29 protein-coding genes are annotated in these 26480 nt (G+C 39.4%); 19 read left to right on the top strand and 10 right to left on the bottom strand.

Annotated elements, in window-relative coordinates:
* Positions 1–272 precede the first annotated feature (272 nt).
* From ACSLUH_RS17115 to ACSLUH_RS17090, 6 genes are all read left to right on the top strand, one after another.
* Positions 273–395: a hypothetical protein gene (locus tag ACSLUH_RS17115; protein ID WP_448569246.1), complete on the top strand. Its 123-nt coding sequence runs from the start codon at positions 273–275 to the stop codon at positions 393–395.
* 7 nt (positions 396–402) lie between these two features.
* Positions 403–786, top strand: coding sequence for a response regulator (locus ACSLUH_RS17110; protein ID WP_448569244.1), 384 nt, complete (start codon positions 403–405; stop codon positions 784–786).
* 54 nt (positions 787–840) lie between these two features.
* The gene (gene apt, locus ACSLUH_RS17105; protein WP_448569242.1) at positions 841–1386 is read left to right on the top strand and encodes an adenine phosphoribosyltransferase; all 546 of its coding nucleotides are present in this window, start codon (positions 841–843) and stop codon (positions 1384–1386) included.
* Positions 1387–1395: 9 nt separating this feature from the next.
* Positions 1396–3522, top strand: a complete 2127-nt coding sequence (gene dnaX / locus ACSLUH_RS17100) for a DNA polymerase III subunit gamma/tau (protein WP_448569240.1) — start codon at positions 1396–1398, stop codon at positions 3520–3522.
* A gap of 63 nt (positions 3523–3585) precedes the next feature.
* Complete coding sequence (locus ACSLUH_RS17095; RefSeq protein ID WP_448569250.1) at positions 3586–3915, top strand: YbaB/EbfC family nucleoid-associated protein; 330 nt, start codon at positions 3586–3588, stop codon at positions 3913–3915.
* A 133-nt stretch (positions 3916–4048) separates the two neighbouring features.
* On the top strand, positions 4049–4456 hold the full coding sequence (locus ACSLUH_RS17090; protein WP_448569238.1) for a response regulator: 408 nt from the start codon (positions 4049–4051) through the stop codon (positions 4454–4456).
* A 211-nt stretch (positions 4457–4667) separates the two neighbouring features.
* Here the strand turns inward: ACSLUH_RS17090 and ACSLUH_RS17085 are convergent, their stop codons facing one another.
* Complete coding sequence (locus ACSLUH_RS17085) at positions 4668–5048, bottom strand: GFA family protein (RefSeq protein WP_448569236.1); 381 nt, start codon at positions 5046–5048, stop codon at positions 4668–4670.
* A 153-nt stretch (positions 5049–5201) separates the two neighbouring features.
* On the opposite strand from ACSLUH_RS17085, the gene ACSLUH_RS17080 reads away from it, so the two are divergent.
* Entirely contained in the window at positions 5202–5696 is a 495-nt protein-coding gene (locus tag ACSLUH_RS17080) for a hypothetical protein (RefSeq protein ID WP_448569234.1), read from the top strand.
* Here ACSLUH_RS17080 and ACSLUH_RS17075 read toward each other — a convergent pair.
* Positions 5693–6760: an MBL fold metallo-hydrolase gene (locus tag ACSLUH_RS17075; RefSeq protein WP_448569232.1), complete on the bottom strand. Its 1068-nt coding sequence runs from the start codon at positions 6758–6760 to the stop codon at positions 5693–5695. The genes ACSLUH_RS17080 and ACSLUH_RS17075 overlap by 4 nt on opposite strands.
* Positions 6761–6906: 146 nt before the next feature.
* Between ACSLUH_RS17075 and moaB the strand changes: the two genes are divergently transcribed.
* From moaB to moaE, 4 genes are read left to right on the top strand one after another with little or no spacing between them, the layout of a single operon-like run.
* Positions 6907–7422, top strand: coding sequence for a molybdenum cofactor biosynthesis protein B (gene moaB / locus ACSLUH_RS17070; protein WP_448569230.1), 516 nt, complete (start codon positions 6907–6909; stop codon positions 7420–7422).
* A 38-nt stretch (positions 7423–7460) separates the two neighbouring features.
* Positions 7461–7934, top strand: a complete 474-nt coding sequence (gene moaC / locus ACSLUH_RS17065; RefSeq protein ID WP_448569228.1) for a cyclic pyranopterin monophosphate synthase MoaC — start codon at positions 7461–7463, stop codon at positions 7932–7934.
* Positions 7927–8175, top strand: a complete 249-nt coding sequence (locus tag ACSLUH_RS17060) for a MoaD/ThiS family protein (protein WP_448569226.1) — start codon at positions 7927–7929, stop codon at positions 8173–8175. Before moaC ends, ACSLUH_RS17060 begins: the two co-directional genes overlap by 8 nt.
* 1 nt (position 8176) lies before the next feature.
* Positions 8177–8635, top strand: a complete 459-nt coding sequence (moaE, locus tag ACSLUH_RS17055) for a molybdopterin synthase catalytic subunit MoaE (protein ID WP_448569224.1) — start codon at positions 8177–8179, stop codon at positions 8633–8635.
* 203 nt (positions 8636–8838) lie between these two features.
* Here moaE and ACSLUH_RS17050 read toward each other — a convergent pair whose 3' ends face one another.
* The 3 genes from ACSLUH_RS17050 to ACSLUH_RS17040 form a co-directional block, all read right to left on the bottom strand.
* A complete protein-coding gene (locus ACSLUH_RS17050; protein WP_448569222.1) occupies positions 8839–9333 on the bottom strand; it encodes a hypothetical protein in 495 nt (164 codons plus the stop codon).
* A 65-nt stretch (positions 9334–9398) separates the two neighbouring features.
* Positions 9399–12026, bottom strand: coding sequence for a hypothetical protein (locus ACSLUH_RS17045; RefSeq protein WP_448569220.1), 2628 nt, complete (start codon positions 12024–12026; stop codon positions 9399–9401).
* A complete protein-coding gene (locus ACSLUH_RS17040; RefSeq protein WP_448569218.1) occupies positions 12026–12625 on the bottom strand; it encodes a hypothetical protein in 600 nt (199 codons plus the stop codon). Before ACSLUH_RS17040 ends, ACSLUH_RS17045 begins: the two co-directional genes overlap by 1 nt.
* Before the next feature lie 464 nt (positions 12626–13089).
* On the opposite strand from ACSLUH_RS17040, the gene ACSLUH_RS17035 reads away from it, so the two are divergent.
* The 4 genes from ACSLUH_RS17035 to ACSLUH_RS17020 are packed head-to-tail and all read left to right on the top strand — an operon-like array spanning position 13090 to position 16252.
* Complete coding sequence (locus ACSLUH_RS17035; RefSeq protein WP_448569216.1) at positions 13090–13944, top strand: MipA/OmpV family protein; 855 nt, start codon at positions 13090–13092, stop codon at positions 13942–13944.
* Positions 13945–14352, top strand: a complete 408-nt coding sequence (locus tag ACSLUH_RS17030) for a DUF3019 domain-containing protein (protein WP_448569214.1) — start codon at positions 13945–13947, stop codon at positions 14350–14352.
* Positions 14352–15047, top strand: coding sequence for a response regulator transcription factor (locus ACSLUH_RS17025; RefSeq protein WP_448569212.1), 696 nt, complete (start codon positions 14352–14354; stop codon positions 15045–15047). The genes ACSLUH_RS17030 and ACSLUH_RS17025 overlap by 1 nt, the downstream gene beginning before the upstream one ends.
* A gap of 5 nt (positions 15048–15052) precedes the next feature.
* Positions 15053–16252, top strand: a complete 1200-nt coding sequence (locus ACSLUH_RS17020; RefSeq protein WP_448569210.1) for a sensor histidine kinase — start codon at positions 15053–15055, stop codon at positions 16250–16252.
* A 14-nt stretch (positions 16253–16266) separates the two neighbouring features.
* On the opposite strand, the gene ACSLUH_RS17015 is transcribed toward ACSLUH_RS17020, so the two are convergent.
* The 3 genes from ACSLUH_RS17015 to ACSLUH_RS17005 are packed head-to-tail and all read right to left on the bottom strand — an operon-like array spanning position 16267 to position 18771.
* Positions 16267–17031 (bottom strand): ribonuclease H family protein, encoded by a 765-nt coding sequence (locus tag ACSLUH_RS17015; RefSeq protein WP_448569208.1) that lies wholly within the window; start codon positions 17029–17031, stop codon positions 16267–16269.
* A 2-nt stretch (positions 17032–17033) separates the two neighbouring features.
* Positions 17034–17819: a prolipoprotein diacylglyceryl transferase gene (gene lgt / locus ACSLUH_RS17010; protein WP_448569206.1), complete on the bottom strand. Its 786-nt coding sequence runs from the start codon at positions 17817–17819 to the stop codon at positions 17034–17036.
* Between the two features lie 58 nt (positions 17820–17877).
* Positions 17878–18771: a prenyltransferase gene (locus tag ACSLUH_RS17005; RefSeq protein WP_448569204.1), complete on the bottom strand. Its 894-nt coding sequence runs from the start codon at positions 18769–18771 to the stop codon at positions 17878–17880.
* A gap of 530 nt (positions 18772–19301) precedes the next feature.
* Here ACSLUH_RS17005 and ACSLUH_RS17000 point away from each other — a divergent pair.
* Together ACSLUH_RS17000 and tnpA are read left to right on the top strand one after the other, a co-directional pair.
* The gene (locus ACSLUH_RS17000) at positions 19302–22169 is read left to right on the top strand and encodes a TonB-dependent receptor domain-containing protein (RefSeq protein WP_448569202.1); all 2868 of its coding nucleotides are present in this window, start codon (positions 19302–19304) and stop codon (positions 22167–22169) included.
* Between the two features lie 224 nt (positions 22170–22393).
* Positions 22394–22738, top strand: a complete 345-nt coding sequence (gene tnpA / locus ACSLUH_RS16995; RefSeq protein WP_448569200.1) for an IS200/IS605 family transposase — start codon at positions 22394–22396, stop codon at positions 22736–22738.
* Positions 22739–23186: 448 nt separating this feature from the next.
* Here the strand turns inward: tnpA and ACSLUH_RS16990 are convergent, their stop codons facing one another.
* Together ACSLUH_RS16990 and ACSLUH_RS16985 are read right to left on the bottom strand one after the other, a co-directional pair.
* Positions 23187–24395, bottom strand: coding sequence for an aromatic amino acid transport family protein (locus tag ACSLUH_RS16990; protein ID WP_448569198.1), 1209 nt, complete (start codon positions 24393–24395; stop codon positions 23187–23189).
* A gap of 176 nt (positions 24396–24571) precedes the next feature.
* Complete coding sequence (locus ACSLUH_RS16985) at positions 24572–25162, bottom strand: carboxymuconolactone decarboxylase family protein (RefSeq protein ID WP_448569196.1); 591 nt, start codon at positions 25160–25162, stop codon at positions 24572–24574.
* 197 nt (positions 25163–25359) lie between these two features.
* Between ACSLUH_RS16985 and ACSLUH_RS16980 the strand changes: the two genes are divergently transcribed.
* Both ACSLUH_RS16980 and ACSLUH_RS16975 read left to right on the top strand, forming a co-directional pair.
* Complete coding sequence (locus ACSLUH_RS16980; RefSeq protein WP_448569194.1) at positions 25360–25905, top strand: MarR family winged helix-turn-helix transcriptional regulator; 546 nt, start codon at positions 25360–25362, stop codon at positions 25903–25905.
* Between the two features lie 125 nt (positions 25906–26030).
* Positions 26031–26402 carry a diacylglycerol kinase gene (locus ACSLUH_RS16975; protein ID WP_448569192.1) on the top strand — a complete coding sequence of 124 codons (372 nt, stop codon included), beginning with the start codon at positions 26031–26033 and terminating at the stop codon, positions 26400–26402.
* Positions 26403–26480 lie beyond the last annotated feature (78 nt).

The following is a 26480-nucleotide window of genomic DNA, read 5'->3' as shown; positions in this document are numbered from 1 at the left end:
TCAAGTAGAGCACCACATCTTACCGATGAAGCGAGAGCGAGCGTATCCAAGATGCGTTAAACCAAAACCTAGCAAATATCCCAAGAAAAAATGCCAGTCAGTTGTTAACTGACTGGCATTAAGCTTTTAGCTGGCTTTTTTCTTGCGGGTTAAAAACTTGATTAATTATGACAATCCCGTTAATTCTTTGATCTAGATCAAATTATGCTATCTATATCTCAAATTTTAGGCTAGAATGCGCGCCGTTCAATTAGATGTATAGGAGTTATTTGATGTCAGACAATCACGATTTTAAAGACAGTTCTTCAAAGCGCCATTTAGTAGCAGCAATCTCAGCACTGATCTTCGCTCCACTACTGCCAATGTTAATGGGTTGGTTAACGGTTCTTAGTTAAATTCTATATGCGTATACTCGTAGTCGATGACAAAGCGAATATCATTGAAAATGTTTCAATGATACTAAAGTCCTTTGGTTTTGATGTAGATACCGCTAATAATGGATTAGCTGGATACGAACAAGCACTTAAAGTGCACTACGACTTGATCATTGTCGATCATTTAATGCCAATCATGAATGGCATTAAAATGGTTAAGAGTATACGTGCAAAACAGGAAACTTGTATGATTCCTGTTTTGCTCATGACTACACAAGAACTTAAAGACGTTGAAAATTTAGAAGAGTATATGCTCTTTAATGATGTCATCAGCAAACCCATAGAGAAATCTCTCTTTTTATCCAAGGTAAACTCACTGCTTCCTGAAAATACTCTTTGCCAATCACTATAAATTTATTGTGATTTCATTTATTCTGTAGCAATTAGAATTAACTACAGCAATAACATGACAGAACAACAATTATCTACTTTATTAAATGCAGTACATACCATCCCTGATTACCCTAAAGCAGGTATCATGTTCAGAGATGTTACTGGTATTCTTGATGATGCAGAAGCTTTTGCATTAACTATTGAATTGTTTAAAGCTAAATACGCTAACCAGGGCTTTACTAAGGTTGTTGGCACTGAAGCTAGAGGTTTCTTATTCGGTGCCCCTCTTGCTTTAGCGTTAAATGTTGGCTTTGTGCCTGTGCGCAAACCAGGAAAGTTACCCAGATCGACTTTTTCGCAAGATTACCAATTAGAGTATGGAACAGATACACTTGAGATTCATCAAGATGCCTTAACACCAGACGATAATGTATTAATTGTCGATGATCTCTTAGCAACCGGCGGAACGATAGAAGCTACCGTAAAACTCATTGAGCGTGTTGGCGCTACAGCTACTGATGCAGCCTTTGTTATTTCATTACCAGACCTTGGTGGTGAGCAAAAATTAGCGCAGTGTAAGTTAAATGTATACTCTTTACTTCAATATGAAGGTGATTAAACACAAAATATGAGCTATCAAGTACTCGCGCGAAAATGGCGACCAAAAAATTTTAGTGAATTAGTTGGACAAGAGCATGTTGTCTCAGTGTTGACAAATGCATTAAGTCAACAGCGACTTCATCATGCTTATTTGTTTACCGGGACACGAGGTGTCGGTAAGACCACTATCGCGCGTATTTTCGCGAAAAGTTTAAATTGCTTGAAAGGCGTTAGTGCTACACCTTGTGGCCAGTGTGATGCATGTCTGGATATTGATGCTGGTCGTTTTGTCGACTTGTTAGAAATCGATGCGGCTTCTCGAACCAAGGTTGATGATACGCGGGAAATTCTTGATAATGTTCAATATGCTCCTACTCGAGGGCGCTATAAAGTCTATCTAATAGACGAGGTTCATATGTTATCGCGCAGCAGTTTTAATGCGCTTTTGAAGACATTAGAAGAACCTCCATCCCATGTAAAGTTCGTTTTAGCGACAACAGATCCGCAAAAGCTTCCCATTACGGTTTTATCTCGTTGTTTGCAGTTTCATTTAAAAGCAATGATGGTAGACCAAATTAGTCAGCACTTAAACAAGGTGCTCGAGGCTGAATCGGTTAGCTGTGAGCAGGATGCTGTTGTACTGTTAGCTAAAGCTGCGAAAGGGAGTATACGAGATTCGTTAAGTCTGACTGATCAAGCAATTGCTCAAGGTAAGGGGGTTATAACGCTCGCGAATGTCCGCCAAATGCTAGGGGGGGTTGATGATAATTGGGTGTATAAGATACTGATTTATCTAATTAAATCTGATAGTAAATCGTTAATGGCATTATCAGACGAAATTGCCAGTTATGCCCCAAATTACAGCAGATTGATCGCAGAATTGATTCAGCTTTTACATCAAGTAGCCATTTATCAGGTGGTGGAAAGCCATTTTAATTTGACCGAAGAACAAACCAAGTTATTAATTAAGTTTTCTAAGGCTCTCGCGGCAGATGATGTGCAGCTTTACTATCAGATTGCGTTAAATGCACGTAAAGATTTACCTTATGTCGCTGAAGAACGCGGCGCTTTCGATATGATGTTACTGCGGATGCTGGCATTTCAGCCTCAAGTTAAGGTGGTTGATAACAATGCAACGAATGCTAGCACACCAGACGTCGCGAGTTTTGATGACGTAAACCTCCCTGGAACATCAATTGAACACATAGATAATAATGTAGATGAGTGCTCTCAACCTGAATCGGAAAAAACCGGGGAGTTTACCGAAAATACAGAAGTAGAGCTTGCAAAAGAGTTATTGAGTATTGAAGCTGAGGCTAATACTTTGCAACATTTGCAACCAGTTGAGGTAATAAATAGCGAACCGTCCACAGCCACTCAGTTTGCGCAAGAGCAGATAGTTGAGCCACAGCATGGCAGTTTATTGGCTAATGAGTTCGCAACTGAAAATGATTTAAGTGAAGCGGGGGGGGATGATAGTTCAACTTCAGCGAGCAATTTTGCACCTGCATCAGAGCAAACAGCAGCGGCTGAAACGGTCGCAGGTAAGCAATATAGCACTTCGGTAGACTCAATCTTAGCGACACGTAATATGTTGCGTAGTAGAAAAAAGGCACAGGAGAGTGGAGCAAAAAAGCTTGATGACGCCAGTGAGCGTCAAACGGATGTATTGTTAAGAAAAGAAAAGCCAGCCCATGTACCAGAAATAGAGTCCTTACCAGAGCAAGGTTTTACGCCAGAGGTAATAAACCCTGCACAAGTAAAGTTTGCCAATCAAGTAGATCGTTGGGCTAATATGATCGATACCATGGAGCTTGGTGGGCGTCTGAGAGTGCTAGCAGGAAACTCGACGATTTGTGAGTCTTCAACGGAAGATACTTGGGTTTTTAAACTTGATCAGTCGGTTAAACATTTAAAGAGTGAAGCAGCTCACCAGCAGTTAGAGGAAAATTTATCGGTATTATTAGGGCAAAAGGTATCGATCGTATTAGAGCTGGTTGAAGAAACCGTCGATGATCCCTTTAAAATCCAGAGTCAAATCAACGATAAGCGATTAGCGTATGCCAAGTCGTTAATTCATAGTGACGAAGTTGTTCAACAACTACAGACAACATTTCAAGCGACAATTGACGAAGAAAGCATTGCTGCTCGTTAAGCAGGGCTTGAATTTTAGGGTGATAACCACTATTGTTGCCCCAATTAGATTTTAGGAGTAGAAATTATGATGAAAGGTGGCATGGGCAATTTGATGAAACAAGCCCAACAGATGCAAGCTAAAATGGCAAAGGCTCAAGAAGAAATTGCTAATATGGAAGTTACCGGTGAAGCGGGCGCAGGCTTGGTAAAAGTAACCATGACAGGTAACCACAATGTTCGCCGTGTAGAAATTGACGACTCGATTATCGATGACGATAAAGAAATGATTGAAGATCTCGTTGCCGCAGCGTTTAATGATGCCGTTCGTCGTGTTGAAGAACAAAATAAAGAGAAAATGGCAGCGCTTACTGGTGGTATGCAAATGCCTCCAGGGTTTAAAATGCCATTTTAAACATTGATTTACAATGTGAAGCACCTAAAAAGCCAGTAGATATTCTACTGGCTTTTTTAATGATAGAACTTTGATAAAAAATGCGGTCTTGACTAATATCTATACAAAGGCGCTGGAAAATTAATGGAAGAAAATGAACGAAGATAATGCTGTAAATGAATCGGGAAACGTTAAAACAATATTACTTATCGATGATCAGCGTATTTTCATTAGCGCACTAACTTCAGTATTAGAAAGTTGGGGCTATAAGGTTTACGGGTTTACCGACCCCGCAGCGGCTTTTAGTGCCTTTAAAAAGCAAGACTATACCATCGTACTTTGTGATCTATACATGGCGAGTGTTAACGGTTTTATGCTGCTCTCTCGTTTTTGTAAAGAGAAGCCTGAGCAAATTTGTTGCTTAATAACCGGTGCTGAGAATGATGAAGTGCTACTACGAAAGACGATTTCATTACGTAATGTCAAAGGATTGGTAAAAAAGCCGATTAGCTACGATAAACTTCAACAAGTATTAGAGCAAGCGGCAGCAAAAACGGCCTAAATAACCTTAGCCCCGCATAAGAAATGCATTTCTAACGCCTATTTTTACTTACTTCTGCGTTATATCGTCGTGAAATAGCGGGCTACTCCTACAACAATACGCCTTGAATTAAGTAAAAAGTAGCGCGCTAGAAAGTCACAGGATATTTAACGGTTTGATTTTATTGCTTTCGAGCGATTTCTTATACAAACCTGAGGTTAAACCTAATTTGCTATTCTTGGCTTTTGTGTTTTAGTTTATCAGCGTTTTGCTCCCAATTGTCACCATCAAATTCAACGATATTTATTTTATCGGGTTTTGTGTCTAAACAGTTTAAGTTGATATCGATTCCATCAGGATTAGAACGAGGAATATAGAATGGTTTTACCCCACAATGTTTACAGAAAGTATGTTTTGCAACACCCGTATTAAAGGTATAAGTGGTTAAATCTGCTTCGCCTTTTACTAAGGTAAATTTACTTAATGGCAAGATAAGGTGTAAAAAGCCAGACTTTGCACATATCGAACAATTACAACGTTCAACCTCTACCTCACATGGCGCTTCAACTTCAAAGACAACCGCCTGACAATGACAACTTCCTTGGTACAACATAAGATTCTCATTTAATTTGTAATTTTTTAAAGTTTATGTTTTATGCATTTTTAAAGCAATGTCAATTGTATACGAATTGTTTCTGACCTTTGGCGAAAAGCTAAAACATTGCTATTTTTAATAAGCCAATTAATTTTTAGAGAAGTTTAAGTTTTGTTGACGCCTACCTTAATTAGTAAACTGATTAGCGAAAATACCCACGAAAGAGAAGTCGATCTAAAAGCAATAGCTAGGGCGTTAGACGTTAAAGTGATCACGAATAGTGGTTTAGATGATTTATGTCGCATTACCTTAGCGAAAGGGGATAAAGGACCTACGATCGAGCTAAACCCTAAACTTGACAAACAAACTAAGTTTACTCTAGTGGCAATCGCCATAGCAGAGTACATTCTTTCATTTGATCGAGTTGCACAAAAAGGTATCACTTATGACATGTTTTTCATCAAAAACCTGTCTGAAGAAAAATACAGTTATCGTATGTTGCTCGCTACAAGGCTCGCATTTCCTGAAAATGTTATGCGAGAAATTGATAGTAACCCTACCGCCTTTAGTGAATTTTTATCCACCAGTAACTATTTACCGGAGTTTGTCCGGCTATGCTCACCTGATAAATCGTTGTCTTTTGTATTGAGTAATTTTGGTAGTTAACGGTATTTATCTAAAGTGTTTTCAATAAGTGGGTAATTGTGAGCTTGCCAGTCAATAATACCACCTCGAAGATTGGCGATTTTAGTGATACCTGCATCATTTAATTGACTAACAGCCAATGCCGAACGGCGACCAGAGCGACAAAAGGTAATAATAGGTTTATTGGTCGGTAAGGTTGCTATTTTGCAGGTGAGTTCACCTAATGGGATCATTATCGCGTTTTCAATGTGCGATATTTGGGTTTCTTCGGGCTCCCTAACGTCTAAAATGGTAACGCTATTTAAGTGTTCAGCTACCCATTGGGGCGAAACTTCAGGAATCGCAGCGTAATTTAGTTCAGTTGGCGCCCACGTTATTTCCTCGGGCATGTTAGACAATTCGCCACATTTTAGATTAGCGGGTAACGCAACATCAATAAACTTGGGGTGTGGTAGGTGCATATTGGTCATATAGCCAACAAAGTCTTGCTTATTGGCATTTCCACCAATTCTTATATTAAACTGCTTTTCTTCAGATACGGTTGAAGAACAACGCCCAGAATAATCGTGTCCAGGAAATATTTGATAGTCGTCTGCAAGGGTGAAGATCTTTTCGGTAATCGAGTCATATAAACTGGCTGCGTTGCCTTGTTGAAAATCACTTCTACCACAGCCTCTTATTAGCAGTGCATCACCGGTAAATGCCATCCTTTCTTTATGATTGATGTAAGTTAAACAACCGTCAGTGTGTCCGGGAGTTGCACGAACTTCCAATGCTAACTCACCACAACTGATAATATCCCCATCGCAAAGGGCAACGTCGGTATGCTTAGCGCCTATTTGTTTAGCGCAAGCGATCTTACTACCCAACTTTTGTTTAATTAGCCATGCACCAGTAACGTGATCTGCATGACAGTGTGTATCTAGGGTGTATTCAAGGGTTAACGACAGCTCTTTTATTAAGGCAATATCTCGACTCACTTGTTCTAGAACAGGATCGATAAGTAAAGCCTTTTTAGACTTCTCATCTGCCAATAAGTATGTGTAAGTAGATGATTTTGAGTCAAATAATTGTCTGAAGATCATGAATAATCCTATCGGTTAATCTTTACTTAATTACAAAGTTTTACCATTTATCAAAAGTCTTTGCACTTGCTTTAATTGACTCACTTTCACCATGGGTTAACATAAAGGTTCAAAGATAGCGCTATAGATAAGATAGGTCTAATACAATGAGCGTGCAAAAGAATGAATTTAAACCGTTATCGATTGCGGTATTGACGGTTTCAGATACCAGAGATGAAAGCACCGATACGTCTGGTAATTATTTAGTGCAAGGATTAACAGAGAGTGGACATCAGCTTTTTGAAAAGAAAATTGTTAAAGACGATATTTATCAAATGCGAGCGGTTGTCTCGAACTGGATAGCTAATGAACTGGTACAAGTCATTTTAGTCACCGGTGGTACTGGTTTTACATCAAGAGACTCTACACCTGAAGCCTTATCGCCATTATTTGATAAACACATTGAAGGGTTTGGCGAAGTATTTAGACAAATTTCATTACAAGAGATAGGTATGTCAACACTGCAATCAAGAGCTTTTGCAGGACTGGCAAACGACACGGCAGTTTTTTGTATGCCAGGTTCAACAGGTGCATGTAAAACAGCATGGCAGGAAATCATAAAGGAGCAATTAGACGCTTCAACCAAACCTTGTAACTTCGTTCCTCACTTGAAAAAAAGTTGATTAGTTGGGCGAATACTTATTATTACTGAGATAAAAAGATGCTAACTCATGTAAATCAATCAGGCCAAGCAAATATGGTCGATGTTAGTGATAAAGCGATAACGTCGCGAGTCGCTGTTGCTGAAGGCTATATTAAAATGAATGCAGAAACCATTGCTGCAATAAATGATAATAATAACAAAAAGGGCGATGTTATTGCCACCGCACGAATAGCTGGTATACAAGCTGCGAAGAAATGTTCAGAACTTATCCCTTTGTGTCATCCGCTTGCACTGACTAAAGTCAGCGTAGAATTTGAAATCGACACTATTAATCAACAAGTTAAAGTAACTACGCTTTGTAAGCTTGCAGGTAAAACAGGCGTTGAAATGGAAGCTCTAACTGCGGCGAGTGTAACCTTATTAACGCTTTTTGATATGTGTAAAGCGAGTGACCCTACAATGGAAATATATGGTATTAAAGTCGTCGCCAAAAAAGGCGGGAAGTCTGGAGATTGGCAGCGAGATGAATAAAATTTTATTTTTCGGTCAATTGAAAGAGCGTTTAGATTGTGACGCTCTTTCAATCGAGCTACCTTTACCCTGCACTGTAGCAGAGGTTAAACAATTATTATCTCAACGAGGCGAACGCTGGCAGCGATATTTATCTGAAACTTCGGTATTAGCAGCGGTAAACCATAACATGTCAGATGATAAAACATCGATTAATCCGGGTGATGAAATCGCATTTTTTCCACCGGTAACCGGAGGTTAATTTGATCGCAATTCAACAACAAGATTTTGATGTTGGTGCTGAGTACAGAGCACTTATTCAAGACAGTCAGTTTCAAGGGGCTGTCGTGACCTTTGTGGGCTTAGTCAGGGATGTTGTCGACCCAGAAGAGAGCATTGCTGGATTGACCCTAGAGCATTATCCTGGGATGACTGAAAAAATGATAAAAGAAATAGTCCAACAAGCCAAAACTCGATGGCCTTTAGGAAAAGTTCGCGTTATTCATCGGGTCGGAAAACTAGCGCTTTCAGAGCAAATCGTGTTTGTCGGAGTGACGAGTAAGCATCGTGACGCTGCATTTGCTGCTTGCCAATACATCATGGACTTTTTAAAAAATAAAGCGACATTCTGGAAAAAAGAGTTAACTGAGCAAGGTGAGAAGTGGGTAGCCTTTAATGAAAAGGACCAACAGGCATTAACGAAGTGGCAAGAAGGTAAATAGTTTCTATAGTTCTAAGCTGTTGTTAGCATATTCTTCCAAAAACCTATTGGCTATAACTGTTGCCAGTCAAAGTACAATAGTAGCAACTGTTACATGCTCAAGTGTCAATCGGCAAGCAGTTTTTTGCTTACCGATTTTTTATTTTCAGCGTTTAGCGCAATATGTTGCTTAGGGAATTTCCAGGTGATGGATTTACATTACTTCTAACTGGCTATTCTCACCCATAATAAAAACTCATGAGCTAAAAAGTGCCGCCCTTTCATATTAAGTTTTTTTTCATCAGTCAAAGAAAGCCATAGCGTTGATGAGTTATTGTCATGGTTTAACTCTACTTGATAAAGGTTATCTCGCTTTGCGACGAAAGTTGCGTCAAAGGTTATTTCATCACTGTGGTGTTTGGCAATTAAACTATCTTCTAAAAATTGGTAGATAATAGCGTCATTGCTCATTAGCAATTCCAGTAGCATAGTTTCTTGCTTTGTCGGTTTAGTTATAAGTTGCTCTAGGAGTTTCTTGGAAGCATTGTTATCTATGCGCCATTGGCCACGAATTTCTTCAGGTAATAATGAAGAGTGGCTAAACGCTTCTTCAATAAGAGTTTCTACTTTAGGAGGTATTTGGTCGGCATAAAACGCTAAGCTTTTTAAGCTCAAAAAGAGCATGATAAAAATTGCTAGGGTCAAATGTTTTTTATTCATGATATTTCCTTTAGACAAACAAAGGCCCGCAATAAACGGGCCTTTAATTGGGAGACTAGTTGTAATTAATCGTTAATATGGGCACAGCGACCAAAGTCAGCGCCTTTCTTAACCGCTTCCACCACTTGTTTAGGGAAGCTTAATTCCATATCTACACCATTGTCACAAACAAAGGCTTTATTGGCATCAATTTCTATTGAAAGTTGAATACCAGCAAGGCCACCCATCATTTCTGAACCATTTGCACTTAAACCAAATAGGTTATCAGTCATCAAGTTTTTAGCTTCAGTAACACCTTGTTTGTTAAAGAAGTCATTTGTTGACATCCAGCCTACACCTTCAAGATAAATAGCACCAGTTATGCCACTACGGAAGCTACCAATACGTGCTGTGATCATTGATAAATCATCGGTAGCGTCAAGTAAGGTCGCTTCTGGGTACTTTCCTACGCGGTCCCAAACCCATGCAGCACCTTGAGATTCACATAGGTTACCAAACCATAAGAAGTTGTATGGAATATCAGTACAGTACTCTAAGCCACCTAGGCCTGTCAGTTCATCTGTTTTAGTATTCCAAACTTGCACGCCTTCTGCTCTTGTACCAAAGGCAACTTCGTTACCGTCAGTCGAGATCACAGATGTATTTCTAGCACCATAATCTTTGCCAATGTCATGCAACTCATCATTAACCCAAGCTACTAAGTCAAAGCCATTGGTTGTGCCGGTAATGACTTCACCATTACCTGATACTCTATCAGCTCTGATCCATGGTGTTCTGCGGCTTTCAGTATCATCTTCATTCATGATAACGATATCCCAGCCACTACCGTAACTTCTTGGGGCTATTTTAAGCTTATCTAGTAAAGGTCGAGACTCACCATTTTTGGTATTCCAGACGGTTGGGATAGCAAAACTTTTTGCGCCTTCGCCTTCAGCACACACTGCACTGCCACCATTAGGGTAATCATTAGATAGGCGCGTAGTACCTACAACAGTTTGGCCTGCGTCATCCATATCCCAAACGGCATTTGAGCTCTTACCTTGTTGACTTGATAAGAAGCAGGTATTACCTGTAACGTCAGCTAATGCCATAACTTTATCAGAGCGGATATCCCATACGGCTGCTTGACCAATACCGTTGCCATTAAAATCTGCAACAACACCTGCTTTAGTTGCGGTTTTATTCATTGCAACAGATGTAGCTCGCAATAATGGCGTGTTTTTGTCGTCAACTAGTGCGTCAAAGTCATTTTGTACTGTGTCATAAATAAATGGAATACCACCTGCGGTCATACCCAGGGCTTTCTTACCGTTTTTAGAGTGGTCCATTACAAAAGCTTCAACAAGAGGGGTGTATTGAATGCCGTCAGTATAACCATTAAAGTGCATTTCAACTTCTTTGGTCTCACCACCACCAACGGAAATTGTCGTTACTGCACAGGCACTATCAAGTGATGGATCAGAGCTTTCACCTTCATTCCAATACTCCGGCTCAGAGAGTATAGCGGTTTGTCTCGTTGGATAACCACCAGCTTTAATGGTATCCATGTAAAGCACATACTCTTCACCAGGTGTTAAACCATTGATAGTAAACTTGCCATCAGGACCGACACGGCCTTGCGTCATATTACCTGATTGTTGGGTAATGACGTCGTATAACGGGTTGTTGATATTACGAGCGACCATGTTAATTCCAGAGTATTCAACACCATCTTTAGTGTACAAAGTACCTGAAATTGAACCAAAGTTTGCTTTGTATGCTGCGGTTGGGTATAGGTCTGAAATGTTAACGATATCATCAGTAACATTTACGGTGCCTTGCTCTCGACCAGCGTCACTTCTTACATTGATAAATGGGAACATGGTCTCAATAGCACTAATTGGTGAAGTACTGCCGCCTTGGCGAGGGCTAGGGCCGTATACGTTTACCCCGTCACAACCCGGAACGCCATCGTAGTATGGACGGAACGGTGCTGACATGTAGTTAAAGTGACCGTTAGCCTGAGAATGAGACATATTGATTGCATGACCAAATTCATGGGTAAAAACACCTTGAACTTTAGAACCGTCGTTATCATTTATATCAACAAACCAGCCGTTCATTAATGCTTTGGCTTCTAATATCTCGCCTGTTTCTTCGTCAGCCCACTCTGGAAAAGCAATACCAAGTACCATAGTACGAGAAATACCAAAGTATTCTTCTAATACAGAACCATCTGTATCATAAGTCACCCAAAATCCGTAGCCTAGCTCTTTGTTATACACGTCATCAGCGTTTGCACCAGTAACATCGGCAATACCGGTTTTATCGTAGATTGTTCCCTCGACTTCCATCGCAAATGTTGAAGTCTCAACATTAGTCCACTCTGCGACCGCGCGTTTTGTTACTTCATTGGCTTGCTCAATTGATAAAAATGCAGTGTCCTTAGCTAATGCCTGACCTTTTGGCAGTACAGTGCCATCGGCTAATATAACGTCTTGATTAAATGACATACCAGCGTCAAGCATAGTGAAAGTTTCAAGGCCGTTACCGTCTCTTTGTCCACCATCTGTCCACACTGGAATTGGGCCCTTTGATGTGTCCCATTTGTATGGCTGCATTGTTTTATCATGGATATATAAAGGGCCACCTGCTAGTGCACCTGTTGAAATCGTCGCTAATGCAATGCCTGCTGCTAATTTAGAAAATTTCATTATTGTTGTACTCCTGCAAGTTTACCTACTAAGCCCATGAATTTGTCAGTATCTATTGCTCCCGGTGTGGTTAGCAGATTCTGCTGTTCTTGTGTTAGAGAAGAGGTATCAATGTTTTCAAACAACCCGGTGTTAGCAAAAATGTTTTGGACTTTGCCATTTGATACGACAAACTTACCTTGCGCCATTCCTGTCGTTGTTTGAAAACCTGTTATAGATGCTGGCTTGTACATGAAAGCAATAACTTGCTCACCTTCGTTCCATCTAGCAAAACCTTCAGGTGAAACACCGAGATAAACTTTGCCGTTACCCATTGGTCGAGGCTTAATTAGACCAAATTGGCGGAATGTATAGGTAGAGTCTTCTTTATGTTTACCTTTTGCACTTTGACCTACTTGAATTGTTACTTCAGTGAAAGGGCGGTTTTTCGCATCAAATCCATCTGTAACTTTAATAACTTGTCCGGCAATAATACTTTGAGAGGCATCAGTTAATTGCTCTAAGTTTTGTTGCTTTAACTTCATCGCATTTGCAGATGTAGCTAACGCTAGTCCTGCTATAGCGAAGCTGGCTTTCTTTAAAATGGATTTTGTACTCATAGAGTTCTCCGTTGACATGTAGTTTTATTGTAATAATTACTTAACGACTCAGTTTGCAGTTGTAGTTGTTTTGGTTAGGAAGAGTTCGTTAAAGTTGTTAATAGTTATGCAGGAGTTGTTTGAAAAAAACATCCTAATTTGTGTAGCGTTTTGTACACTTGTATAGATTTTTGTTTTGAGGAGATGTTTTTTATAAGGTTTGTATTTTATTTTATTTGTATTTGTGACAGTGGTTTATGTTTTTTTTGTGTTTTGTTTTAGTGTTTGGTGTAAAATAGCGCTTCTTATGTTTTTGTTACCTTTTAAGTAACAAGGCTTTACAAGGTGTTAACTTTTTATTCATTTTTGTGAATTATTACCCATAAAGTGCTTAGGAATGTAGCATTTTGTACATAGTTGGCTATTTGTCTTGCAAAGCATTTCGTCTCTGCTTAGTGTTGAGACTATTGATTAATAAGAGTTGTATGACCGTGAAATGTAAATTGTTGATTGTCGTTTTTATATCCTTGTTCTCACGACATCTTTTTGCCCAACAAGCAGAACCCCCCCCCATTGGAGAAACCGTAGTTGGTCAATGGAATTTCTCTGTACTTGCTGGCTACGCTGTGATCGAGAATCCTTTAAAAAATCGTGACGATATTGACACTCACTTATTACCGACATGGAGTTATTACGGCGATCGATTTTATATCGACAATACGTCGTTGGGCTATAGCTTAGTCGAGCAAGAGCAGTTTATTCTCGATGTTGTTGGTTACCTTAATGAAGAAGGAGCCTACTTTAATCTCGATAACGCGCAATGGTCATTTCTTGATGTCAGCAACTTTGTGCCCCATCGCGATAAGCTTCGACCGAATAGAAAGCCTATTGTTTATGAGGAAATTGAGCGCGACTTTTCTTATATGGCCGGTATTTCAATGGTATGGCCAAACGACTGGTTGCAGGCTAAGTTAACCTATGGACAAGATATTAGCGCCGGTCACCATGGCGCAGAAGTGAGTTTAGATTTATTTAATTATTATCAATTAGGTAACTTTCAATTTAGTTGGCAACTAGGAGCGGTATACAAAAATAGAACCTTAGTTGAATATTACTATCAATACCGACCTGAAGAATTAGGTGGTTTCGATTCACCGTATAAGTTTGATCATGTTGTCAATAGTCACTTGCAACTTGCTGTTAGTTATCGACTATCGACTAGCTTTGATTTGGTTTTGTCCCTCAAACAAACGTGGTTAGATGAGGGGGTAATGTCGAGTAAATTAGTTGAAAAAGATCGTTATTTAAAAGGTCTTGTTGGAGTGAATTTCAAATTCTAAATGATGACCCTTAACTTAAATGCTATCTTCGCATTAGTCAGCTATATTCTTATTAGTACGCTAATAAACCTTAGTTATGCGAATGATAAAGTAGCGATGCTAAAGCTAACACCTGAAATTTGCGTGGTTGAACATAAACAACAACGTTGTAAGACTCTGTTAGTGATCAGTTACGTTAGCGATAGTGTTAAAGATTATTGCGTGGTGATCCCTGCGCAAGGCGTTAAGCATTGTGTTGATCAGCAGCATGAGTTAACCCTAGAGGTTGAAGTAGACACACAGAGAGATTTAGCGGTCTACATTGAAGATAAACACAACGCGACATTGTATTCAGATGCAGTTTTTAGGGTGAGTGAATTTAAACCCAAAACGAGGCGCAAGCGCAGTTTTGGCTGGAATTTCTTATAATGAGTCAAGCAACTATCAATATCTTATTGATTGAAGATGATGAAGCATTAGCCGAGCTTATTGCCGATTACTTAAGAGATAATTACTTTGAAGTGACCACGGCTCATACGGCAAAGCAAGCGAAGGTGCAAGCTGATCAGCAGCATTTTGACTTAATCGTATGTGATGTCATGTTACCTGACGGTAACGGTTTTCATTTGATTAAAACACTATTTCAAACGCAGCAAGGGCCGGTAATATTTCTCACCGCCTTAGGTGATGACGCGAGCCATATCGAGGGGTTAGAGGTCGGTGCGGTTGACTATATTGCTAAACCTATCAGCCCCCCGGTTCTATTGGCTCGTATTAATGCAGCACTGCGTAAAGTGCAATCCAACCAAGGTGAGCATATCGTCCAATTTGGGCCTTTTATTTTTGATAGTCGAACAAAAACGTTATTAAATCAAAAACAAAGAGTAGATCTGACGAATCAGGAATTTGATATTTTGTGGTTGTTTATCAACCATTTAAACAAGCCGCTAGCGCGAGACTTTCTTTTTGAAAATATTGTCGGTAGAGCTTACGATGGCAGTGACCGAGCAGCAGACTTAAAAATTAGTCGCTTGAGAAAAAAACTACAATTACTTGAGCTCAATCAATTATCAATTGAATCGATTCGAAATCAAGGTTATGTCTTTCGCTATGAAGAGGCGTAACTGTAATGCGAAGTCAGTTTATTCGTATCTACCTACTCATTTTTGCACTAGTTTGTCTATTATTGTATTCCTTCAATGAAATCTATCAGCAGATGAGTAGTAAGGAATACTACTCATCAATTAATCAATTATTTACTCAAAAAATTCAACGCCAACAACAACCTTTGTTTAGTGAAGTAGCTAAAGACACTTTAGCTTTGCCGGCGAGTTTAGAGAGCAAGCTTGCGGCGGGAGAAATTATTGCTCTTGAGTTAACTCCTGGATTACTCACTTACTATCAGCAGCAGCAAGGGCAGTTACTTTCATACGGTCCTGTGCCAGCGGAGCAAACAGAAGACGGAATAAAAAGTTACTTTGTCATCCTTTTCTATAGTGCATTGGCGTTATTGTTCTTATTGTTATTAAAACCGCTTTTTAATGATTTACTTCAGTTACAAAAAGCAGCTCAACGTTTTGGAAAAACACCGCAAGTTATTCCTTTGGATATTAGGCGTCGTTCGAGTATTTATCCTTTAGCTCAAAGTTTTCAAAAAATGTCGCGCCAAATCGTTGACCTATTGACCATGAACCGTGATTTATCACGCACTATCGCTCATGAGCTAAGAACACCTTTAACGCGAATGCGTTTTGTTAATGAGGCGCTTAAAACAAGTATTCCAGAGAATTATCATAAAAGGTTGGAGCAAGATATCGATGAAATTGATCAGTTGGTTAGTGCTTATTTGAATTTTGCTAAACTAGAAAACAAAGATGACATATTTCAAAAACGCTATCGAAGTATTTCACCATTAATGGCAAAACTCGAGCAAAAATATCAGCTATTTTCAGAGGAAGTTACCCTTAACTTTAGTTATCGGGATGATAAATGTGCATTTGACGCCAATCATTTATCAATTGCTATTCAGAATCTGATCTCCAATGCCATGCGTTATGCTGAATCAACTATTAATGTCAGTATTGAGGTCAAACGCCGTTATTGTAAGTTAACGATTAGCGATGATGGCCCCGGTTTACCAAAAGATAAACTCGATTTATTTGATGCCTTTGTACGTAAAAAAAGTAAAAGCAGCGATAAAGGCTTTGGTTTGGGGCTATATATCGCCAGAAGGGTAGCGATATTGCATTCTGGAGATTTGCGCGTTGGCAATGATCCTGATTTAGGCGGTGCTCGATTTACTTTGCTTTGGCCAAATGAGAAGCATTAGTCGTTGCGAGTGCCTTATCCAGATTCCATTGCTAATATTGTCTTAACATCGAGGCTATCGTTATAGCGAACGAGATTTCGCTCTTTTGTTTTCCTCGCATAGACCGCCATTCTATCAGCCAGTTCATTGCCTTCGATATTGGCATGACCTTTTACATAAGTCACGGTGATGTGTTTTTTTAGAGTGAGGTAAAGCTCGTAGATCGTTTTAACCAGTTCTGGGTTTTTAATTGCTTCACCATTGGCTTTTTTCCAGCCTTTTTTTTGCCAACCCGCCGCCCATTTAGTAATACTATCAATGGAATACCTTGAGTCTGAAAGAATTTCGATACTATTAACATTATCAAGGTACTTGTTCGCAAGTTTAAATGAAGCGAGTAACCCATTGAGCTCTGCGGTGTTATTGGTACCCATTGGATCGTACAACCCATACCACAGTGCTTTAAGTTCACCCTTATGATAAACCGCTAGTCCTGTGCCAGCTTGACCGGGGTTCGGTGAACAGGCACCATCAGAATATATTTGTAGCTCAGCTTTGCTTTTGGAGACAGTTGATGTTGTCTCCTTTGCTGAGCTGTTTTTTATCGGTGTTGTCGATTTAGAGCGACTTATCAACGCTTTAGTGTAACTTTGTTTAAAAGCTGCTTCAGCCGCTTGTTTGGATGAAAATCCCATAAACTGTGCATCTGCACGGCCTTGAGTTAACGACTTCACGGTTGCCCAGTCATCAAATACCCCGGTTTTTTCTCCTTTCCAAATTACATAGTACTTTTTTGCCATTGTTAATTTACCTGCGCACGTTTTGTCGACGTGACAACTAAGACAAGCCCAACAATGAAAAATGGAACACTGAGTAACTGGCCGGTATTTAAGACAATTGAAAGATCATAAGCGGCTTGTTGCTGTTTAAAGAATTCAATAACGAAACGGGCAGTAAAGGTTAACAGTAAAAATATACCCAGAAGTCGTCCCTGGTAGAATTTAGCCTTTGTTGTTCGATATAGTAGTGTCAAAATGATAAAAATAAACGCGTAGGCAACTGCTTCATATAGTTGGGCAGGGTGACGAGGGAGTGGATCTATACGTTCAAAAATAATTGCCCATGGGACATCCGTAACTTTACCAATGATTTCAGCGTTAACAAAGTTTGCTGTGCGAACAAATATGCCAAATAATGCAGTTGCAATCGCCAAACGATCCAATAGCCACAACAGGTTTTGTTGATGACGTTTGGCGAAAACAATTGTTGCGATAATGACCCCTAAGCCGCCGCCATGACTGGCTAAGCCCCCTTCCCAAATGGCCAATATTTTCAACGGGTTCGCTAAGTAATAACTCGGATCATAAAATAAGCAATGAGCTAATCTTGCACCGATAATAATGCCAGCGACTGCGTAGATAAAAAGGCTATCGAGTAATGCCACATCTTTGTTTTCTTGAGCAAAAACCCACTTCATAAAATATAAGCCAGCAAATATAGCACTAGCAAATAGAGCGCCATACCAGTGTATTGTTAGCGGGCCGAGCGATATTAAAACTGGATCAATATTCCAGACAAAATGAGACAAGAGTCACCTGAGTTATTTTTATTGGCTGATGAGCGCATTCTATATCAGGAAGTGAGCGCTAATCAATGAAGAGTGCTAATGAGATGACTATTGGTGTTAAATTTACACAGAGTGCATTGGCGGCCAGATATTTCATATCTTTTACGATATTATCGTGATGCTTGTGCATGCCGATGTAACTATACAAAGATAAACACGCTGGAACTAATGCAAATAAGATACTTTTTGGTAGTTGAAAGCTTTGTTGTAATACAATTATTAATATTAGTACTAGTAGGCTAGAGATTAAAAAGACGATATTACTGGCATTCGTCCCGTAAGCGATAACGAGATGATTTCTACCTGCGGCTTTATCAGCGGCTATATCTGGATATTGATTCAACAAAAGCAAATTATTTATTTGTAAAAACGGAATGAGGGCAAACAGGACTATTTGCATAGAAATATCGCTCGTCAATGAATAGTGAGCGCCTAAAACCATCAATAGTCCAAAACCTAACCCTGGAGATAAATAGCAAAGCCATGGGTGTTTGTTTAACCAACTGGTGTATAACCAAATAATTAACAGCCCGAGCAGCCCGATAATTATTATCCCTGCTCCCACTGTTAAGGTAAAATACACACCAATAGCAGAAACAGTCACTGAACTTAATATCGCGATGTTTTTTACCGTGCTGACAAGTTCTGGGTGGTTTTCTAGAAGACCACTACCGCCGCTAAAAGGGGTTTTATTGGTTTTTAAATCTAAGCCGCTTTGAAAATCTTGATATTCATTAACGGTATTAACGGCAACCGCTGAAAAAATTGCACCGATAATTACTAGAACGAAATGCCAAACGTTAATGGTATAGCCCTGCTTAGTGGCAAAAGCTAAAGATAAAATCACACAAACCGGGGACAACAAGAGAAAGGGGGGACGAGTAGCTGGTAGCGCTTTAATAAAACTGTTCATTATCAAGATAAAACGATTGTTGGTAAGGCATTCTAAGGGGAAAGCGATAACATTGAAAAGAGATTAATTTATATCGCGTAGCAATGAAACTAAACGCAATCGTTGTTATGATTTCAATGCTCCATTTTTATTTTTATAAGCATTGATATAGCTTAAACTTCTAGTTTTTTAAGATCTGTAAATAGTGACCTTTCAGGTGGAGTTTTTTTTACAATTGACACATTTTTTTACATCTGTTTAGTGTCCTCAATCAACCAGTTTAATCCCTTAATACTTCATCTCATGCCATTACGTATTTTAACAAAGCTCCAATTAGGGTCTTCTACGCGTCTATGTAAATATTATGTAATTTCAAAGGGGGGCTATTGTAAATAAGTTATTCTGCTTTGGCTTGTAATTTCCTAAGTGGGATACCCTAGAACAACATGAATATTTGCAAATGATTTTCTTTCACCCAATAGGTTACCGCAATGAAAAAACTTACGGTAAACGAAATAAAGAAATAAACATAAATACAATAGGATAAAACTATGAAAACCTCTCCCATTAGCAAAGCAATTAAGTTTGCTTTGACAATAGGCGCTGCCTCAATTTTACCGGGGCATGCCTTTGCTGAACAAACCAATGATATAGAAATAAAAGAAACTGAGCGCATTGAAGTCTCCGGGTCGCGAATTAAGCGTATTGGTGAACTTGCGCCAACACCGGTAACTGTTATTACCGGCGTAGATTTAGTTAATGCAGGTATTACTAATGTAGCAGACCTGTTGCAGAAATTGCCCTCAAGCGCTGCGGGTTCAACGACAACTAATACAACCAATACTATTTTTGGCGCAGGTATTAATACCACCGATTTACGTGGCTTAGGTTCAGAGCGTACGTTAGTGTTAGTTAATGGCCGCCGATTTGTGTCGGCAAGCCCAACTGATTCTTCAGTTAACTTAAATACGATTCCGTCGTCGATAATTGAAAGAATTGAAGTGGTACATGGGGGGGCCTCAGCGGTTTATGGCTCTGATGCTGTCGCAGGTGTTGTTAATATTATTTTAAAAGAATCACATGATGGTGTATCCGTTGATTTATCAAGATCGCAAACACAACAAGGGAGAGGTGATAAAAACTTCTTAAACCTTACTTACGGCGGAGAGTGGGGCAATACCAGCTTAATCGCTAACTTCAGCTATTCTGAAATAGGGCAGCTCAGGTCGTTAGACAGGGACTTTATTCGAAACCCTGTAACAGCAATGCGAAACCCCAAAGATACAGGTGAAGGAGATGGCATTCCTGCTTATGTTCAGCATGATCAACACACTATTTTAGCATTTTGGGACAAAAAAGGTGATGTGTTCTTACCACATGGACACTTTACTTTTGGCCCGAATGGTGAGTTAGTGCCATTTAATAACGGTGACGGCCCATTACCCGCGCCAAACGATTGGTATTACAATACCGGTGATGCAGATGGGTATAACTTTTTAGAAGAAGGCTACTTAGCAACGCCACTAGAGCGTTATAACTTTTTCTCTAACGTAAATCATAAGATCAATGAATCTCACTCAATGTCTTTTGAAGTTGCCTTTGCAAAAGATAAGTCCTACGCAGAAAGCGGTGCAGTTTATTTAACAGCACCTATCCGCGTTGATAATGCATTTTGGCATCAGGATGCTAAAGATTTGTTTGCCTATTGGGGTTACCCAGGGGATACGATATTCCCTGTCTACAAGCTTGGTCGTGATTTTGGCAATCGTAAGTTTGAAGATGATCGTGATACACTTAATACTACACTTGCTTTTGAAGGGGTTATATTTGGTGATTATGATTACTCTCTATATCTTCAGCGTGGCGAGAATACTACAGAGACACGCTGGCATGGTGAGCTGATTGAATCACGATTGGCTGAAGCGATCGATGCTGTTGAAATCAATGGTGAAATTGTTTGTGCGAATCGCGATGAATCTGGTGCATTACTTGGAGCTTTAGAAGGTTGCTCACCATTAAACTTAATGGGCTTAGGGGCAGCATCACAGGAAGCTTTGGATTATGTTGGTAGTACCGAAACTCTCGACATGAAAAAAATCCAAACGGTTATTGGTGGTACATTATCAGGCTATGCATATGAACTTCCAGCAGGCGACGTACTTTTTGCATTAAGTGGAGAGTATCGTAAAGAAGAAGCAGAGTCTAACCCCAGTTACGCTATCTCTAACGATTTAACCTTTAATAACTTCGTTAAGTCTTGGCAAGGAGAGTTTTCGGTTAAAGAAGTCGGCTTAGAGGTCTCTGTGCCTTTACTTGCTGATCAGTTTTTAGCGAAAGAGTTAACAGTAGACTTAGCGGCACGCTACATGGATTACTCGACCGTCGGTGATAATACTGCTTGGAAAGCAGGATTTTCTTGGTCGGTGACCGATGAAATCCGTTTTCGTGGTACAAAATCAAAATCGGTGAGAGCACCAAGTGTCAGTGATTTATTTGATGCTGGTATACAATCTTTCACTCCTTACAGCGACCCTTGTGACTACTACAATATCTTGCTCGATAACCCCGATGTTGTTGATAATGTTAAAGCCAACTGTAAGCAAATTGGCGCAGACTTTGACCAAGCATGGCAGCCGAGTGAATCTTGGCGTTCGGTAACTCCACCAAGTGTGAATGGAGGTAATCCTAATTTACAAGAAGAAACTTCAGATGATACTTTGTTTGGCGTTATTTATACACCAACAGAGAATATTACCTTTATCGCGGATTATTGGAAATTTAAAATTGACAATGCCGTTAATTATCTTGGTCAACAACGCGTTGTTAATGAGTGTTATGAAGCACCATCGTTAAATAATCCGTCATGTGATTTGGTGACACGTGATCCAGAAACGTTAGATATAACTAATGTGGTGGATGCGCCATACAATATTGCTGTATGGGAGATGGAAGGCATAGACATCGAGTCGGTTTACAACCTGGAAACTACGTTTGGTCAATTTGATTTTAGACTGTTAGCGACTTATTTAAAACATCGAGAGTTTATAGCAGATGTTTTCGAGGAAGATTATAATTTTCAGCCGTTAGTCGGTGAGCAAGAAAGCCCGCGTTGGAAAGCTCGATTTACAATAGGTTACACTTATGAAGATCTATACTTGCTAGCGACAGCAAACTATCGTCACGCTACAGTCATTGATCGTGAGTGGACGATTGAACAGTATGATTACAATGAAATATCTTCATATATTAAATGGGATTTATTTGCTCGCTATAACGCAACTGACAATGTTGAGTTAAGAGCAGGTGTTAATAACTTGTTTGACGTCACACCACCGAGAAATCCAAACTCATACAATGTTGGTGAATATTATGATATTTTTGGGCGTACTTTCACTTTTGGTGTAAATGTAGCGTTTTAATATCATGTTCAAGGAATAGCTATTCTGTAGAGTTAAGCTTTTCATTCCACAGAAGAGCTACCTAAAAAAAGGCCATGACTCGTAAAAAGTCATGGCCTTTTTTTATTGTCAATTTTAAACCACCTCCTATGGAGGTGGTGATCGTTCAGTCGGGGCTTTGCCCGTAAAGTGCTCATGTTAAATATTATCTTCGTTTGTAACCAGCAAATGAAGGAGTAAATAACATGAGCAGATATGAACAAGCATCACATGTGTTCTATCGATGTCAGTATCACATCGTTTGGACGCCGAAGTACAGGTTTAAAATCCTGACAGGTAAGCTTGGTAAAGTGCTTTATAGGCGCATTTATATTTATTGCAGTATGAAAAAGTGCCAAGTAGTGGAGCTGAATGTGCAAATAGACCATGTACACCTGGTCGTCAGAACACCACCGACCTTAAGTGTTTCAGACTTAATGGGAGTGTTAAAAGGGCGAACAGCGATAAGGCTCTTCAATAAGTTTCCATATTTAAGAAAGAAAAAACTATGGGAAATAATAAGACGTTATGTTCGCCATCAAGAAAAATAAGAGAAATTGGAAGAGCAGGCTCAAATGAGGTTGCTAGAATAGACAGGCCCCCTTTGAGGGGGCTCAACGAAAGCCACCTTCTTTAGAAGGTGTATATTTACAAGATTACCATGAGGAGAAGTGTTCAGTTGTCATCTGTTATTTTCAACTATTAAACGCGTCGTAAATGTTAAGAGCAAAATAACGGACAGGGACAACGATGTTGTTAATGATAATTGCCTGAAAGCGCTGTTAACTTTAGCGTTTACTTACTAAATTTGTTCAAGTAAAACCTAGTTGATATTGCAAGGGGGTATGAGTGACTACAGTCAACAACTTGTTATTAAAGGGGTAATATGCTTAAAGCGCATTAGATTGTAGTTAGCTGCTTTGGTTGAGCCATTATTACTGGATGGTTAGAAAAACGAAAGGAGCTAAAAAGCTCCTCTAATTTTATTAGATGTAAATGCTAGCCAACAGCCGGAATAACCCCAAACATTTGCATAAATTGTGCGCTGATGATGACTAAACCGCACGTTGCAGCAACAATTAACGCACTTTGCCCACCTTTTACTTGGTAGCTCTTCATTTCTGTTGTCAATGTTTTTCGTTGTTGCCAAACCATTGCCACCGGTAAAAATATTGCCAAAATGACTAAAGCTATTGCTGCATAGCCAAGTGCGATGATAAAGCCTTGCGGGTAAAATAACGCAAATGCCAATGGAGGAGTAAAGGTGACTGCAGCGGTGATCAACCTATCTTTTAACACGTTAGATTTTTTTAGTGTGTCAGCAAAAAAATCAAATAAGCCCAGACTGACACCTAAAAAAGATGTTGCTAAGGCGAGATCGGCAAACAGTGTTATCGTGTTCTTGATTGAAGAACTGTGCAATACTTCACTAACTGAGCCAATAAAACCCGATAAGTTGCCACTGGCCGACAATGTTGATTGACTCATAATTCCTTGACTAACCAATTGCCAAAAAATATAAATCAATAACGGAAGTGCTGCGCCCATCACCAATACTTTACGAAGCGTTTTAATATCAATCCCGACATATTTCACCACAGATGGAATCGAACCATGAAAGCCAAAAGAGGTAAATACAACAGGGATTGCTGACAGAATAAGTCCTTGTTCAATAGGCATCTCTAACAAATGTTGGCCTTCTACATAGGGAGTGAGTAAGTAAAAGATACTGGCCAACGCAATCACTTTAACCGCAAAGAGTAAACGGTTTATTTTATCTACCGTGCTGGTACCTAAGGTGATGATTGAACCAAATATAATGGCAAACAATATTGCACCGACTTGCGGTGGTAATTGCGTGTCAAACCAGTTGTTAATGTTCACTTGTAGTTGTGAACCACCGCCTGCAATATATGCTGCGCATAACGCATAAAATAGAAAAATCATGGAAAAGTTGGCAATCAGTTGTCCTTTTTTGCCAAGTAAATTTTTCGCTAGGCTATTTAGGGTTGCGTTAACATCAGCATGTTGATGCAATTCTAGCATCAAAAGCGCGGTATAAGTCATTAGTGCCCACGTAGCAAAAAGGACAATAATGGCGGTACCAAAACCTAAGCCTGCCGACGCGATAGGCAAGGCAAGCATACCAGCACCAATAGTTGTTCCAGCAATAATTAGCATACTGCCGAAGGTTTTACTTTTACTCACAAAGCACCTTTTTCATTGTTATTGTTTTTTAGTCAGCGTTGTAAGATAAGAGCGAAGTGCGAAAAAGGGAATGTTTTAACGAAGATAATAAAGAGCGCTGGTGTGCGATAATATTTACACGACTTGGAAAGGTTAGTGTTATTAGTTAAATAACACTAACTTGATAAAGCCACAGTTTAAATGTGTTTTCCTCTAGTCCACGATGAGTTTGACAACAAACGTTCACCAGCATCAACGGCACCAGCTTCCATCGTAGTACCCATTGAATCATTCCAACGGTTTAAGTAACCAAATAGGGCGATAACGCCTAAAATTTCAACAATTTCACCGTCATCCCAGTATTTATGGAGCTCAACTTCAATAGCGTTGTCGACAGCATTTGGAACACTTGACGCTGCAAGCGCAAATTCAAATGCCGCCTTTTCAGCTGCTGTATATAACTCGCTCTCTCTAAATGACCAGATGTTTTCTAATCGCTGTGCACTGCCGCCATATCTCTCTGCAGCTAAAATCGTATGTGCTTCACAATACCTGCAGCCTGTATTTGCGCTCGTTAAGTAACCAATTAAGCGCTTTTGTTCAGCAGTAACTCGCCCTTCATTTGCCATGACTGCTTTATTGAGATTAATAAAAGCTTTAGCAATTGCTGGCCTGTGCTGCATGGTTAACACGCTATTTGGGCAAAAGCCGAGCGTTTCGTTAAAAAATTTAGCAAGCTCAGCAACATCACTGTTTGCAGTTTCACTTAATGGGGTAACCAATGCCATTTGCTTCTCCAATAAACTTAAAAGACTGAGGTCGTAGGTTAACTCAAGAGTAGTTGCATATGCAATAATAATTTATTGCATATGCAATTATTTTTGTGTGGATTGCTGATTTTCTTTAAATCGCTTTAATGGTAAAGTTTAGTTTTTATCGTAGGGGTTTTGTTATTAAATCGTTTTCTCGGCATCAGTCTTTTACTTTGACAAAGTTAATCAAAAAACCATTAGATTTAATGGCGCATTTGCCATTTCGTATTGCAGTGGTTAGCAACTTATTGGCATTAAATAGGGATTGGAGAATTCGTCAGTTAACCGATTTAGATCCAAGAGAAATGAGAGTTCTTTTGAATATTGGCTCATACATGCCGGTTAAATCTGCTGATGTTGCTTATCAATCTCGATTAGATTCATACACGGTAAGTCGCGCCGTTAAAAAACTACTTTCGCTAAACCTTATCGAAACCCAAGCTGATCCTCATAAAAAGAACGTTAAAAATTTAGTGCTAAATGAACAGGGAAGAGCGCTTTATCATAAAATGATCGAAGCAATGGAAGAGCGTTCTAAAAGAATCGCATCAGTGCTATCAGAGCAAGAACAGGAAATGTTTTTTGATATGCTAGAGCGCATTGAAAGCAAAACAGAACAAACGCTGGCAGAGCAAGCGATTGATTTTATAGCGCAAGGGCAGGAACCTCCGGCTGATCAAAAAGAGCTTATTCGTTGGTACAAAAAGAGCCAGAGGTAATGAGCCCATAGATGTTGTTTAACTGTAACTTTTACCTGATAGGGTATGGCTATAATTTTTCAACTCATGCTCTCTTAATCGGTAAATTAGGTCGATGTGAGCAAGGATAAAAGTAGAGGTAAGTCGTGGAGTTTGACAATACCAACAAACCACAAGGGATCAAACGTTTATATTTAGCGACATTTAATTCCTTGAGAGCCTTTAAATGGTTAGTAGCAAATGAAGCAGCTTTTAGACAAGAGTTAATACTATTCACGATATTAGTGCCATCGACTTTTTGGTTTAATGTTACGCCTGTTGAACAATTATTATTGATACTCAGCCTGGTCTTTATTTTATTTACAGAAATTTTTAACACGGCAATAGAGGTCATTGTCGATCGTATTGGGTTGGAAATTCATCCATTATCAGGCTTAGCAAAAGATCTTGGATCGGCGGCAGTGATGATAAGCATTTTTGTTGCCATTACTATATGGGGTACTATTTTTTTACTGTGACATTGTGAAGCAGAAAAGCAGTGCACCACTTCTTTATTTTTAGTTGCTCCCAAGTTATTAATCGTTAACTCAGATAGA

It is taken from the genome of Thalassotalea ganghwensis (assembly GCF_053485795.1).
The sequence above is the reverse complement of the archived record's forward strand: the minus strand, read 5'-3'. Positions and strand labels throughout refer to the sequence as shown.